Origin of the sequence: Paraburkholderia fungorum (genome assembly GCF_046027605.1) — a bacterium.
GTDB lineage: Bacteria > Pseudomonadota > Gammaproteobacteria > Burkholderiales > Burkholderiaceae > Paraburkholderia > Paraburkholderia fungorum_F.
Genome location: NZ_JAQQEF010000004.1, coordinates 24,860 through 39,006 on the forward strand (window position 1 = coordinate 24,860; position 14,147 = coordinate 39,006).

10 protein-coding genes are annotated in these 14,147 nt (G+C 63.0%); 6 read left to right on the forward strand and 4 right to left on the reverse strand.

Annotated features, from left to right (window positions below; all coding sequences use genetic code 11):
* Positions 1-276: 276 nt before the first annotated feature.
* Together glgA and glgC are read right to left on the reverse strand one after the other, a co-directional pair.
* Entirely contained in the window at positions 277-1,737 is a 1,461-nt protein-coding gene (gene glgA / locus PQR53_RS08820; RefSeq protein WP_408452391.1) for a glycogen synthase GlgA, read from the reverse strand.
* A 127-nt stretch (positions 1,738-1,864) separates the two neighbouring features.
* Positions 1,865-3,133 (reverse strand): glucose-1-phosphate adenylyltransferase, encoded by a 1,269-nt coding sequence (gene glgC, locus PQR53_RS08825; RefSeq protein WP_408452392.1) that lies wholly within the window; start codon positions 3,131-3,133, stop codon positions 1,865-1,867.
* A 519-nt stretch (positions 3,134-3,652) separates the two neighbouring features.
* Between glgC and PQR53_RS08830 the strand changes: the two genes are divergently transcribed.
* Positions 3,653-4,831 (forward strand): alpha/beta fold hydrolase, encoded by a 1,179-nt coding sequence (locus PQR53_RS08830; RefSeq protein WP_408452394.1) that lies wholly within the window; start codon positions 3,653-3,655, stop codon positions 4,829-4,831.
* Positions 4,832-4,903: 72 nt separating this feature from the next.
* On the opposite strand, the gene PQR53_RS08835 is transcribed toward PQR53_RS08830, so the two are convergent.
* A complete protein-coding gene (locus PQR53_RS08835; protein ID WP_408452396.1) occupies positions 4,904-5,899 on the reverse strand; it encodes an LLM class flavin-dependent oxidoreductase in 996 nt (331 codons plus the stop codon).
* A 1,347-nt stretch (positions 5,900-7,246) separates the two neighbouring features.
* Here PQR53_RS08835 and PQR53_RS08840 point away from each other — a divergent pair.
* From PQR53_RS08840 to PQR53_RS08855, 4 genes are all read left to right on the forward strand, one after another.
* Positions 7,247-8,326, forward strand: coding sequence for an LLM class flavin-dependent oxidoreductase (locus PQR53_RS08840; protein ID WP_408452398.1), 1,080 nt, complete (start codon positions 7,247-7,249; stop codon positions 8,324-8,326).
* Between the two features lie 11 nt (positions 8,327-8,337).
* On the forward strand, positions 8,338-8,616 hold the full coding sequence (locus PQR53_RS08845; RefSeq protein WP_408452400.1) for a class II aldolase/adducin family protein: 279 nt from the start codon (positions 8,338-8,340) through the stop codon (positions 8,614-8,616).
* 174 nt (positions 8,617-8,790) lie between these two features.
* On the forward strand, positions 8,791-9,396 hold the full coding sequence (locus PQR53_RS08850) for a cysteine dioxygenase family protein (RefSeq protein ID WP_408452402.1): 606 nt from the start codon (positions 8,791-8,793) through the stop codon (positions 9,394-9,396).
* Positions 9,393-10,994 carry a rhodanese-related sulfurtransferase gene (locus PQR53_RS08855; RefSeq protein WP_408452404.1) on the forward strand — a complete coding sequence of 534 codons (1,602 nt, stop codon included), beginning with the start codon at positions 9,393-9,395 and terminating at the stop codon, positions 10,992-10,994. The genes PQR53_RS08850 and PQR53_RS08855 overlap by 4 nt, the downstream gene beginning before the upstream one ends.
* 183 nt (positions 10,995-11,177) lie before the next feature.
* Here the strand turns inward: PQR53_RS08855 and PQR53_RS08860 are convergent, their stop codons facing one another.
* Positions 11,178-12,089, reverse strand: coding sequence for a LysR family transcriptional regulator (locus tag PQR53_RS08860; protein WP_408452405.1), 912 nt, complete (start codon positions 12,087-12,089; stop codon positions 11,178-11,180).
* A 271-nt stretch (positions 12,090-12,360) separates the two neighbouring features.
* Here PQR53_RS08860 and PQR53_RS08865 point away from each other — a divergent pair, with 271 nt between their 5' ends.
* Positions 12,361-13,272, forward strand: coding sequence for an ABC transporter substrate-binding protein (locus PQR53_RS08865; RefSeq protein WP_408452822.1), 912 nt, complete (start codon positions 12,361-12,363; stop codon positions 13,270-13,272).
* Positions 13,273-14,147: the final 875 nt, after the last annotated feature.

The window sequence follows — 14,147 nt, forward strand, 5'->3', positions numbered from 1 at the left end:
ATGGCCTCGGCAACGAACCGGCCTTGGCCGGGCGCCCGAAGCGCTATGACTGTTTCAGATGATGCAAGAAAAACGCGCAATCCGCGTAGTCAGGAAACAATACATGAGTTTGTCACAGGCGAGTTGATCCGTCCCCGTGTTGTTGCGTCGAACCATCAAGCGGAGCGGGGTGGGGCGCGAGGACGAACGGCTCCTCGAGGGCGCCGGCTTGCGCCAAAGCCGGCGTCAGGAGAGTTTGGCAGTCGGCGAGGTCTTGCGCAGGCGTGCTTCGACGCTTCAGACGAGTTCGCGATACAACGCCAGATAGCGCTCGGCCGAAGCGCCCCAGCCGAAATCCTGACGCATCGCGCGCCGCTGCGTGGCTTTCCACTCGGTGCGGCGTTCGTGGAGTGCGAACGCGCGACGGATCGCCGCTATCAGGCCTTTCGGTTCGAATCGTTCGAACACGAAGCCGGTGGCGAGATCGTCGGCGAGATTTTCGAGCGACACGTCAACCACGGTGTCCGCCAGGCCGCCGACGCAATGCACGAGCGGCAGCGACCCATAAGCCAGCGCATACAGTTGCGTCAGCCCGCATGGCTCGAAGCGCGACGGCACCGCGATCACGTCGCTGCCGGCGACGATCGTGTGCGCGAGCGTTTCGTCGAAACCCAGTTCGACCGCCACCGATTCCGGATGCGCCTGCGCGACGCGTTTCAAACCGTGTTCGAGCGCCGGATCGCCAGTGCCGAACACCACCAGCTGGCCGCCGCGTTTGACGATTTCGGGGACCGTCTCGAGCAGCAGGTCGAGGCCTTTCTGTTCGGTCAGCCGGCTCACCACGCCGAACAGCAGCGCATCGCTTTTCTGCGCGAGGCCGAAGCGTTTCTGCAGCGCCTCCTTGCAGGCCAGTTTGCCGGCCAGACGGGTGGCCGTGTAGTGATCGTCGAGCAGCGCGTCGGTGGCGGGATTCCACACCGAGTAGTCGACGCCGTTCAGGATACCGCTCAGATCGTGCGAGCGATGCCGCAGCAACCCGTCTAACCCGCCGCCCTGGGCGAGTGTCTGGATTTCGCGGGCGTAGGTCGGGCTGACGGTGGTGATGCGGTCGCTGTAATAGAGGCCCGCCTTGAGGAACGACAACTGCCCATAGAATTCGACGCCGCGCATGTTGAAGAAGTCGTCAGGCAGCGCCAGCTGGCCGAACTGATGCGCCGGAAAAACGCCCTGATACGCGAGGTTGTGCACCGTGAAGACGCTGCGCGCGAACGAGCGGCCGTGCTGCCGTTCAGCGGCCTTCAGATAGGCCGGCGCGAGCCCGGCGTGCCAGTCGTGAGCGTGGACGATCTGCGGCGCCCATGCCGGGTCGAGGTGCTGCGCCAGTTGCGCGGCGACCCAGCCGAGCAACGCGAAACGCTGTGCGTTATCGCCGTACGGCACGTGTTCGTCGTTCAGATAGGGGTTGCCGGGCCGGTCGTACAGCGAACCGGCGCGGATCACATAGACGATCAGACCGTTCGACGGCAGCGTGCCCTGTTCGAGGGCGACGCCTGGCGAATCGAAACGGCGGCCCAGTTGCGCCACCGGCCGCAAGTCGGTCAAGCCGGCGACCACTGCCGGGAAGCCGGGCAGCAGCACCCGTACATCGGCGCCGAGCTCGCTCAGCGCCGACGGCAGCGCGCCCGCGACGTCGGCGAGACCGCCCGTTTTGAGGAGGGGATACAACTCGCTGGCGACGTGCAGGGCGCGAATCGTCATAGGCTCGGTCTCGTTCCTGTTAGTGCGAGGTTTGCGCAACGATTACATGACGGCTTGCAGGAGCGGCCCGACGGGCGGCGGCTCCGCCAGCCCATTCAGTCCGCTCGCCGTGCCGTTCCGGCGCGGCTCAGGGGCCCTTCTTCTGCCGCAGGGCCTCGGGCGTCACCAGCACGACGCCGTCGTCGGTGCGATAGAAGCGTTCGGCGTCGGCCACCGGATCTTCGCCGATCACCGTGCCGTCCGGAATGGCGCAGCCGCGGTCCACCACGACCTTTTGCAGCCGGCAGCTCGCGCCGACGGTGACCTGCGGCAATAAGACTGCCTCATTGATATTACAGAACGAACTCACTTTGACGTTCGACGACAACACGGAGCGCGAAATCTGCGAGCCCGAAATCACACAGCCGCCGCACACGATCAGATTGTTGCCGGAGCCCTGCAACCCTTTCAGGTCACGGACAAATTTGGCGGGCGGCAACTGCTCCTGATACGTCCAGATCGGCCAGTTGCGGTCGTACAGGTCGAGCGTTGGAATGGTGGAGGCGAGGTCGAGGTTGGCGGCCCAGTAGGCGTCGATCGTGCCGACGTCGCGCCAATAGGGCTCCACGTCCGGGCTCGACGACACACACGACATGCTGAACGGATGCGCGATCGCCGTGCCCTGTGTGACCACGCGCGGAAGGATGTCCTTGCCGAAGTCGTGATCGGTATCGACGCTCGAGATGTTCTCCTCGAGCAGCGAATACAGGTAGTCGGAACTGAACACGTAGATGCCCATGCTCGCGAGCGCCGAATCGGGGCGGCCCGGCATGGCGGGCGGATCGGCGGGTTTTTCGACGAAGCCGGTCACGCGGCGGTTTTCGTCCACCGCCATCACGCCGAACGCGACGGCCTCCATGCGCGGCACCTCGATGCAGCCGACCGTGCAATCCGCGCCGCTTTCCGCGTGGTCCGCGATCATGCGCGTGTAGTCCATCTTGTAGATGTGGTCGCCCGCCAGCACCACCACATATTTCGGCCGGATCGAGCGGATGATGTCGAGATTCTGAAACACGGCGTCCGCGGTGCCCCGGTACCAGTGCGCGCCTTCCACACGCTGCTGCGCCGGCCACAGATCGATGAATTCACCGAATTCGCCGCGCAGGAAGCCCCAGCCGCGCTGCATGTGGCGCAATAGCGAGTGCGCCTTGTATTGCGTGACCACCGCGATGCGGCGGATGCCGGAGTTCAGACAATTGGAGAGCGCGAAGTCGATGATCCGGTATTTGCCGCCGAAGTGCACCGCTGGTTTGACGCGCTTGTTGGTGAGCGGCCCAAGCCGCGTGCCCCGTCCGCCCGCGAGGACGATGGCGAGGGTGGTGCGTTGCAGATCATTCAGCCGTGCCGGCGTTTCCATGTCTGTCTCCATGCAGCGCATCGACCCGGGAGTTAGCGTGCCGGCCGGGAGGTAACGCTTTGGCGTTTACTCCGGCCCCAGGGCGCTTCCTCCGGTCCCATGCAAGATAGTTGCTGATTTGTATGCTCCGGATGTCTCGTTCGCCTGCTTCTGTTCCGCTACTCTGCGCTGATGATTCGGGCTACCAGGCGGCGCCGTCTTCGCCGCGCCGTCTGCTAGTTCTAGCACTGATTTGCCCCGGCCGAGTAGTGTGAATTGTGCGGATGCCGGTCGCCTGCCTACTTGCGCACGATCAACCCTTGCATCCGAGGCCTCCGTGCGCCACGACACATAGCGTGCGAAGTGAAGTGCCGCAATATGCGTGCCAAACCGGCCGGTGCCGCCATCAGCTTGCGCGGGCGGCAGCAGAGTCGGCCGGCGCGTCGTAGAATCGTGCGCTCTGAACGGGGGCGCGCGTTGTCTTGTCGGCGTGCGAGGCCTGCATGTTGTCCGCTGATTCTCTTTGCAAGAAACCTATCGATGAATTTTCGCCGCCAGTCTTTGTTCGCCATGTTGAGCGCCTGCGTGCTAGCCGCGGCGCCAGGTTTGCTTGCCGCTACGCCGGCTAACGCCGCGGTGGCGGATGGTTCGGTTCGTGCCGCCGGTGCTGTTGGTGCTTCGAATATCGCCCCTGGTCCTGCTTCCGGCACCGTTGCCCAGCCCGGTTCCGCTGCAGCCGGTGTCGCGCCCGCAGCGGCCGCGGACAACAGCGGCCCGGCGTACGGACCCGAGCTGCAGGGCTTCAACTATCCGGAGCCGGTCGAGCAGTACGACTTCACCTCGCAAGGTGTTGCGCTGCACATGGCGTACATGGATATCAAGCCGGAGCATGCGAACGGCCGCACGGCCGTGCTTCTACATGGCAAGAATTTCTGCGCGGCGACGTGGGACGCGACCATTCATCGTTTGAGCGACGCCGGCTATCGGGTGATCGCGCCGGACCAGATCGGCTTTTGCAAGTCGAGCAAGCCCGAGCACTATCAGTACAGTTTTCAGCAACTGGCGCGCAACACGCACGCGCTGCTCGCATCGCTCGGCGTGACCGACGCGACCGTGATCGGCCATTCGACTGGCGGCATGCTCGCAATCCGCTATGCGCTGATGTATCCGCATGAAACACAGCAACTGGTGCTGGTCGATCCGATCGGCCTCGAGGACTGGAAGGCGAAGGGCGTGCCGTCGTTATCCGTCGACCAATGGTACGAGCGTGAACTGAAGACGACCGCGGACGGCATTCGCCGCTACGAACAGGCCACCTATTACGCGGGCCAGTGGCGGGCGGACTATGAGCCGTGGGTGCAGATGCTGGCGGGCATGTACCGCGGCCCCGGCAAGCAGATCGTGGCGTGGAATTCCGCGCTGCTGTACGACATGATTTACACGCAGCCGGTGGTGTACGAGTTGAGCCAGCTGACCATGCCGACGCTTTTGCTGATCGGCCAGAAGGACACCACGGCGATCGGCAAGGACGCCGCGCCGCCGGAGGTGCGCGCGAAGCTCGGCCATTACCCGGAGTTGGGCAAGGCGGCAGCGAAGGCGATTCCGCACGCGACGCTCGTCGAATTCGCCGGTTTAGGGCACGCGCCGCAGATGCAGGACCCGCAGGCGTTTCATAAGGCGCTGCTCGAGGGGTTGGCGGCGGTGCCGGCAAATCGGTGAGTTTTGGTGTCGACAAAAAAGAAGGGCGGCCTCTGCTGATGCGGGCCGCCCTTTTTTTGCTTGCCGGCGAAGTTACTTACCGGCGCTCAACTCTTCGCGCACTTGCGCGGCGATTTCGAACGAGCGCAGCCGCGCTTTGTGATCGTAGATTTGCGCGGTCAGCATCAATTCATCCGCGCCGGTCTGATCGATGACCGACAGCAGTCCTTCGCGAACCGTATCGCGATCGCCGATCACGGAGCAGGCGAGCGAATGCGCGACGCCGTTCAACTCCATCTCCGACGCTTCGAGCCGCTCGACCGGCGGCTGCAACTGACCGGGCGTGCCGCGCCGCAGGTTGATGAACTGCTGCTGGAGCGACGTGAACAGATGCTGCGCTTCCTCGTTGGTATCGGCGGCGAACAGGTTGACGCCGACCATCGCGTGCGGTTTGTCGAGCGTCGCCGACGGCCGGAATTGTTCGCGATAGACCTTGAGCGCGCTGAACATGTAATCGGGCGCAAAGTGCGATGCGAACGCGAACGGCAGACCGAGACTCGCAGCCAGTTGCGCGCTGAACAGCGACGATCCGAGCAGCCACAGCGGCACATGCAGACCTGCACCGGGGACCGCGCGAATGCGTTGGCCTGGCACGGGGTCGGCGAAATAGCGTTGCAGCTCGACGACGTCGTCGGGGAAAGAGTCGGCGCTGTTTTGCAGATCGCGGCGCAGGGCGCGGGCGGTACTTTGATCGGTGCCGGGTGCGCGGCCGAGGCCCAGGTCGATACGATCCGGGTAGAGCGAGGCGAGGGTGCCGAATTGTTCCGCGATGACTAGCGGTGCGTGGTTTGGCAGCATGACGCCGCCGGAGCCGACACGGATTTTCTTTGTTCCACCGGCGACGTAGCCGATCACCACGGAGGTGGCTGCGCTGGCGATGCCGGTCATGTTGTGGTGTTCTGCTAGCCAGAAGCGGCGGTAGTTCCAGTTTTCCGCATGCTGGGCGAGGTCTAATGTGTTTTTGAACGCGTCCGCGGGGGTGGCACCGGTGTTGACCGGGGATAGGTCCAGGACCGAGAAGGGGATCATTTTCTGTTCACATGCCGTTTCGGGCGCTTTCGCGCGATGGGGCATTGTGGCAAAGGTTTGGGTTTTCTGCAGATGAGCGGAAGGATGTCCACGTTCGTGGAAGGGGTGTTTTTTTGCCTTTCAGGTTTTGGGTGCCTGCGCGGTGCTTGTTCGTCTGGTTGCCTACGGCGTTGGCCTTTCCTTGATCTGGCTTTTTGGCCTTTCCTTGAATTGATATTGGTTTATTAGCGTCGCCCCTGTGCGGGGCGGGCACTTACTTCTCTTTGCCGCCGCAAAGAGAAGTAAGCAAGAGAAAGCGGCTCAAACCGCCAGTTCTTAAGCGGGTCCCCCGCGCAGTCACGGTAGTGGTGCATCTGGAATCTGAGTTCTCGCGCATTTGGTGTTAGTGACCAGGCAGTCATACTTCCCGCCTCGCACTGCGTGCTCGCCGGAAGGGCTCATCATGCAAACCAGTGGCTTCGTTTGGGAGCAGGGGGTCATCGGCTTCGCCTCGGCGAATGCCCAATGAGCCCAATGAGCTCAATGAGCCCAATGAGCCCAATGAGCCCAATGAGCTGATAAACGCGAATGGACTCGGACCGCGAAACGCAGCAATCGGTTCTGAGAAATGCGCATCGACGCGCGCAGCGCCGACGGAGTATGACGGCCGTACCGAAGGGTACTTCTTAAAACGGTCCGCGGCGTTTTTCGCGCTGACGCTTTATTCGGCGCAGTGGCGGCGAGTACTGCGTATATCGCATCTTTGCCAGTGTCTCGCTGGATCGCAGGGTACATCGCCGAGGCGAAGCCGATGGCTCTCACCATGCGCAAACGAAGGGCTCTGGTTTCCCATGCAGACCCATCCGCGACGCACGCAGTGCGGAGTGGGCGCTGATGACGGCTTAGTCACTCACGCCGAGTGTGCGAGGGCCCGGATTCCAGATGCACCACTACCGCGACTGTGCGGGGGACTCGCTTAAGAATTAGCGGTTTGAGCCGCTTTCTTTTGCCTACTTTTCTTTGCGGCAGGCAAAGAAAAGTAGGTGCCTGCCCCGCACAGGGGCGACGCTAATAGACCAATAAGAAATCAAGGAAAGGCCAACGCCGTAGGCATACAGACAATAAGCGCCGCGCGGGCAAAAAAAAAAACCAGAAATACACCACCGCAGGCATACAAAACAACCAATCCCCGCGCAGCGACAACCCCCTCTGTTACATGCAAACCCGATATAGATATGTCCGATCAATATTTAACAACCGCATGTAGCGCTGCTACCTTAAACCCTTCGAACAGAGCACCGCATCCAGCAAAAAAAAGCCACCGCCCCGCCGGGCAAAAACACACACCATCTCTGGGAGACACCCAAAGTGTCCATCGAATTCATCGGCATGATCCAGACCCGCAAGGTGTCTGAAACCCACGCACCACAAGGACCGGTCATCGACATCGACTACCTCGAACAATTCGCCCGCGCGCACGAAGCCGCCGGCTTCAACCGCATCCTCGTGCCGCATCATTCGACAAGTCCCGATGCGCTCCTCACCGTTGCCCACGCGGCCAGCGTCACAAGCAAAGTGCACTTCATGCTCGCGCATCGTCCGGGCTTCGTCGCGCCCACGCTCGCCGCGCGCCAACTCGCCACACTCGATCACTACTCGGGCGGCCGTCTGGCCGTCCACATCATCTCCGGCGGCGACGACGCCGAACAACGCCGCGATGGCGACTACCTGTCACATGACGAACGCTACGCCCGCACCGACGAATACCTGCACATCCTGCGCCGCCTCTGGACCGAAACGAAGCCCTTCGATCACACCGGCCAGTACTACCGTTTCGAACAAGGCTTCTCCGAAGTGAAACCGGTGCAGCAACCGCATATCCCCGTGTACTTCGGCGGCGCATCCGCACCCGCACTCGAAATCGCCGGACGTCATGCGGACGTTTACGCGCTCTGGGGCGAATCGAAGGCACAAGTGCGCGAACAGGTTGCCCGCGTGCGCGCCGAAGCCGCCAGACATGGCCGCACAGTGCGCTTCTCGGTGTCGTTCCGGCCCATCCTTGCCGCGACCGAAGCGGCCGCGTGGGAGCGCGCGGAGCACATCCTCGAGGAAACCCGCCGGCTGCGCGCGGCGCAAGGGCTCGGCGTCGGCGGCCCGGCGCAAAGCGAAGGCGCGCGACGGCTGCTCGCGGCATCCGGTGAATCGGATCGCGTCGACGAACGGCTGTGGACCGGCGTCGCCAGGGAAATCGGCGGACGCTCGAATTCGACCGCACTGGTCGGTACGCCCCAACAGGTCGCCGATACGCTCGCCGACTATTACGCGCTCGGCGTCTCGACCTTCCTGATCCGCGGCTTCGATCCGCTCGAAGACGCCATCGACTACGGCCGTGAACTCATTCCCGCCACCCGCGAACGAATCGCGCGCGTCGAGCGCGTGGCCGCCTGAACGGAGCCACCATGACCGATCGGTCCGTCGCGCACTCGCCTTCGCACTGCAGCAAGGCAGGATCGACGCTCTTCCGCACGCTCGATCCGCTCATGCAGGACTCGTCCGCGTTCTATCAGAATCACGCGTTGTTCGGCGATTCCCGCAGCGTCCTGCCGGATACCGATGAAGGCGCGCGCATCGCCGCGGCCCTTGGCGAACGCAAAGCGGGGACCCTGAAGAATCACGGCATCTTTTTAGCCGGTCTGGGTGTCGAGCCTGACATCCTTACCAGAGCGCTCCCTGGATGACTCTTCGTTTCGATTCGCTGGTTTCCTTCCGGCGCCGGCAGCTCGCGTCCACGCTGCCGGCTGTCGCGCGGCTCGGCGCGTCGGCGTTGCACCTTTGTGCACCGACATCTTCAACGCCGCGCTCGGCCGCGGTGCGCGACCGACTTACCCCACCACCCATCTTCTGAACATTCGATGACTCAAACTTTGAGACCGGACCGGCTGCGCGCGTTCGTCGGACGGATTGCGTCGCTGGTCGACGAGCAGGTGCCCGAAGCGCACCTGCTCAAAGCCGGCGGTGCCGCGTTGTGTGAACTGATTGCCCACGACGACTGGTTGCCCGACGCCTTCGCGCAACCCGATCCCGAGCGCTATCAGCAATTCCTGCTGCACGCCGATTCGCGGCAGCGCTTTTCAATCGTCAGTTTCGTCTGGGGGCCGGGGCAGTCGACGCCCGTGCACGATCACACCGTATGGGGTTTGATCGGCGTGCTGCGTGGTGCGGAAATTGCTCAGGGATATCACCTCACGTCAGATGGCGTACTGGAAGAGGGGGCGGCAAAACGCCTCGACGCCGGCACGGTGGACGCTGTGTCGCCGCGCATCGGCGATATCCATCGCGTGAGCAATGCTTTTGGTGATCGTACGTCGATCAGCATTCACGTGTACGGTGGGAATATCGGCGCGGTGACGCGTTCCGTCTATCCCGCCGGCGGAGGCCGCAAAACGTTTATCTCTGGTTACTCGAACGACGTGTTGCCGAATATCTGGAATGTTTCAAGGGAGTCCCCGATCTCATGAGTTTCGCTAAAGAATTCCGTAGCCGATCATTCGACGACGTGCGCCGCACCTTGCTGGATCGCGAGGAAATCGCACTCGTCGACGTGCGCGAGGAGGATCCGCACGCTCGCAGTCACCCGCTTTTTGCTGCAAATCTGTCGTTGTCGCGGCTCGAACTGGATGCACCGGTGCGCTTGCCGCGCCGCGACGTGCCGGTGGTCGTGTTCGACAACGGCGAAGGGCTTGCCGGGCGCGCCGCGCACCGGCTAAGCGAGCTGGGCTATACCGACGTCGCGTTGCTCGAAGGCGGTTTGCAAGGCTGGCGCGAGGCGGGCGGCGAGCTGTTCCAGGACGTCAACGTGCCGAGCAAGGCATTCGGCGAACTGGTCGAAAGCGTGCGCCATACGCCGTCTCTGGCGGCGCCGCAGGTCCTGTCGCTGCTCGATCATGAAGCCGACGTGGTGGTGCTCGACGCACGCCGCTTCGACGAATACCAGACCATGAATATTCCCGGCAGCGTGAGCGTGCCCGGCGCGGAACTCGTGCTACGTGCGCGGCAGCTCGCGCCGAATCCCGCCACCCGGATCATCGTCAATTGCGCGGGGCGTACGCGCAGCATCATCGGCGCGCAGTCGCTGATCAATGCGGGCCTGCCGAATCCGGTTGCGGCGCTGCGCAATGGCACGATCGGCTGGACGCTTGCCGGCCAGGCACTCGCGCATGGCAGTTCGCGCCGCTTCGAGCCGATTGTCGATGACGCACTTCGCCTCGCCGCGGCTGATTCGGCGCGCGGCGTGGCGGATCGTGCAAGGGTGGGCCGCACCTCGCGCGACGAAGCGCGCCGCTGGGCCGACGAAGCGGTACGCACCGTGTATCGCTTCGACGTGCGCACGCCCGAAGAATATGAAGCGGGGCACGTGCCCGGCTTTCGCAACGCGCCCGGCGGTCAACTGGTGCAGGAGACCGACATGTTCGCGCCGGTGCGTGGCGCGCGCGTGATCCTTGCCGACAACGACGGCGTGCGCGCGAACATGACCGCGTCGTGGCTCGCGCAGATGAACATCGAGGTGTATGTGGTGGACGGCCTGGGCAACGCGGACTTCGGCGAAAAAGGCCCCGCGCCGGCTGCGCGCCATGCGCCCACCGCGCCCGATGTCGATGAGATCACGCCGGCAGGACTGGTTACGCTGCTGCAATCGCGTGGCACCGTCGTGCTGGATTTCACGACCAGTGCGAACTATGTGAAGCGCCATATTCCCGGCGCGTGGTTCGTGATTCGCGGACAGCTCGATGAGGCGTTGCCCAAGCTGCCGGATGCGCAACGCTATGTGCTCACCTGTGGCAGCAGTGCGCTGGCGCGCTTCGCGGCGCCTGAGGTGGCGGCGTTGACCGGTAAGCCGGTGCAGGTGCTAAGCGGCGGCACGAACGCGTGGATCGAAGCGGGCCTCGCCGTGGAAAGCGGCGAGACGCGCCTGGCGTCGCCGCGCATTGATCGTTATCGTCGTCCGTATGAGGGAACCGATAATCCGCGCGAAGCGATGAATGCGTATCTGGAATGGGAGTATGGCCTCGTTGCGCAACTTGGACGCGATGGGACGCATGGTTTTCGGGTGCTCTGATGGGTCTTGTTGAGCGAAGCAAACGAGGTTGGTGAATCAGGCACGGCCGGTTAGGCACGGCCGGTTAGGCACGGCCGGTCGGGCACGGCGGGTTAGGCAAGGCCGGTCAGGCACGGCCAGAGAAATCAGGCGAGGCCGGTGCGCTGGCCGAACCTGCTGGAGCGAACGAACGCGGCGTGCGGCTCAAGCCGCGCGTTGTGTCCGTACTTCCTTGAATTGCCGCTCGATCGCCGCGCCGAAGCGCTCCACCGGCTGTTGCAATTTACCCAGCACGCGCGGATGCACGAGCCAGATATCGATCAGCGGCTTGAAGTCGCTGAGCGAGACGATATCAAGTGCGCTCGCGTGAGCGCTGGCCTGCAGCAGCGGTAAGGGCACGAGGCCCAGGCCGTTGCCGTCGGCCACCAGTTGCAATTGCAATTCGGTGCCGAGCGTTTCCAGATTGAGTTTGAGCGCGAGCCCCAGGCCCGTCAGCGTGCGTTGCAGGCCGTCGCGAAAGCCGCAACCATCCGGATTTAACACCCACCCGATCGACTGGCATTCCGCCAGCGTATGCGCGCGTCTTTTCAAGCTGCCTTTCTGCGCGACCACCGCCAGTTTGATGCGGCCAAGTGAGCGTGCCGACACTGTTTCGTCGAACGTCTTATTACGGGGTAACAGGATCGCGGCGGCGTCGAGTTCGCCCTGCTCGACGCGTTGCAGGAGCTGGCTGCCCCAGCCGGTCGACGCACGTGCTTGCAGAGCAGGGTAGGCCGCCTTGAGACCGCGCATCGCATCCGTGAGCGCGATATCGGCGATCGTCTGCGCGACGCCGAGACGCAAGGTGCCAACCGGGGGCGTGTCGGTGGCGACGATCTCGCGCAGCACGTCGAGTTCGCGCTGAATCACTCGGCATTGTTCATAGACGATGCGGCCCGTGGCAGTCGCTTTCAGCGGGCGCGTATTGCGGTCGAGCAATTCGACGCCGAGCGCCTCTTCGAAATTCTGCAGGCGGCGCGTGATTGCCGGTTGCGTGAGGCCGAGCGAGAGCGCTGCCTGTTGCAGTGACTGGCAGCGAATCACGGTGACGTAGGCGTCGATTTCGTCGATCTTCATGGGGAGCGGTAACTCGATGAGGGCGCAGGCGGCGCACGATTCGTGCGCTCGATGATACCCGTATCGACGCGCGCGCATGCCTCGCCGCGCAAGAAAAGTCGCATATTTGCTTAGCAGAATAATGCGTTTGTCTTATACAGATGCGTGCCTTATCGTCGATATCACATCACCTCGATGCCACGACTTAAGCACCGCTATGACGACCTCCCGTTCTTCTTTCCCCGCTTCATCCGCTTTGCAACGCGCCTTGTTCAAATCGCTCGGCAGGGCAATGCTCGCACTGTGCGCGACGGTTTGCGCAACGCAGTCCCATGCAGCGGATTTACCTGTGCTGAAAGTCGGCGACCAGTCCTTGCAAACGCGCGGCATTCTCGAAGCATCCGGTCAGCTGAAAGACCTGCCGTACAAGATCGAGTGGTTCAACTTTCCGGCCGCGCAACCGCTTGGCGAAGCGCTGAATGCCGGTGCTGTGGATGTCGGTGGGCTGGGCGATGCGCCGCTCGTGTTCGCGCTCGCTGCCGGCGCGCGGGTACGCGCGGTCGCGGCAACCCGGTCGAATCCGCTGGATCTGGCGATCGTTGTCGGCGCGCATTCGCCGTTGAACGATGCGGCGAGCCTGAAGGGCAAACGCATCGCCACGACGCGTGGTTCGATCGGCCACTATCTCGCGCTCGCCGCGTTGAAGAAGGCCAATGTGCCGCTTACCGACGTCTCGTTCGTATTTCTTGCTCCGGCCGATGCGAAGGCGGCGCTTGCGTCGGGCAGCGTCGATGCATGGTCGGTGTGGGATCCTTACACCGCGCTCGGCGAGGCGCGTGATCACGACCGCATCATTGCGAACGGCGTGGGCCTTTCCGAAGGTCTCAGCTACCAGGTGGCGACCGAACGCGCGATCGCGGACAAGCGCGTGCAACTGGCCGACTTTCTGCGACGCGTGGCGATTGGGCAGCGTTGGGCGCTTTCACATCCCGATGAAGTGGCGACGATGCAATCGAAAGTCACGGGTCTGCCGATGGATGTGCTGAAGACTGTCTATCAGCGCGGCCAGGTGCATCCGGTGGCGATCGACGACAGCGTGGTTGCCGCGCAGCAGCGCACCGCCGATACCTACGAAGCCGCTAATGTGATTCGTGCGCATCTTGATGTGCGCTCGAGCTTTGATCGCAGTTTTGCTTTGCCTTGATGGGGGGTGATGGAGGCGTCGTCCTCGTCCTCGCCCTCGTATAAGCGCTCCGATTGCTGAAAGCGCGGTGGCGCGCTGTTATCCATCGCTCGATTGCGATGCGTTCGGTGCGCTGCTCGCGTGGCCACCGTGCAAGCCCGCTTACGCCGGCGCCGCGGAGTGCGAATCGTCTGCCAATTCGGTGTAAACGCGCTCTCGTCTAAATCCGCCATTCCGTTTAGATTAACTCCACTTGGAAGGCTTATCGAGGGACCAGGGCGACCAGACAAGCAGCGGTCCACCATTCCGGCGATGGCGTAAGGTCAGAGGCTAAGGTCTCTCACCGCTTCGCTTGGGATCGGGCCGCTGCGCGTCGTCCGCGGTCTTTTTCTGGCGGTTTTTTTCGGCCGCCTGTTGGTGCCGGTTATTGCCGGGTTTGACCGTATCGGCCGGCATGGCGACGCTTTGCACAGCGTCGCTTTTTTGCTTGTAGTGATGAGGTTTTTTTTGTTGTGTGGTTTCTTGATTTGTTAGTGGTCTATTAGCGTTGCCCCTGTGCGGGGCGGCACCTACTTTTCTTTGCCGGCCGCAAAGAAAAGATAGGCAAAAGAAAGCGGCTCAAACCGCTAGCTCATAAGCGGGTCCCCCGCACAGTCGCAGTAAGTGGTGCATCTGGAATCTGTGCCCTCGCACATCCGGCTTTAGTGACCAGGCAGTCATACCTCCGGCGGCGCTGCGCGCGCCGAAGCGCTTCACAAAACCGACTACACCATTTCAGTCTCGCGTTCCGCACAATACCGGCACTCGCCATCAGGTCACCCAGTCTCGGCAACGGCATTCGCCTGATCGCCCATTGCTCACCGCTCACCGCTCGCCACTCAACGACCCACGGACTC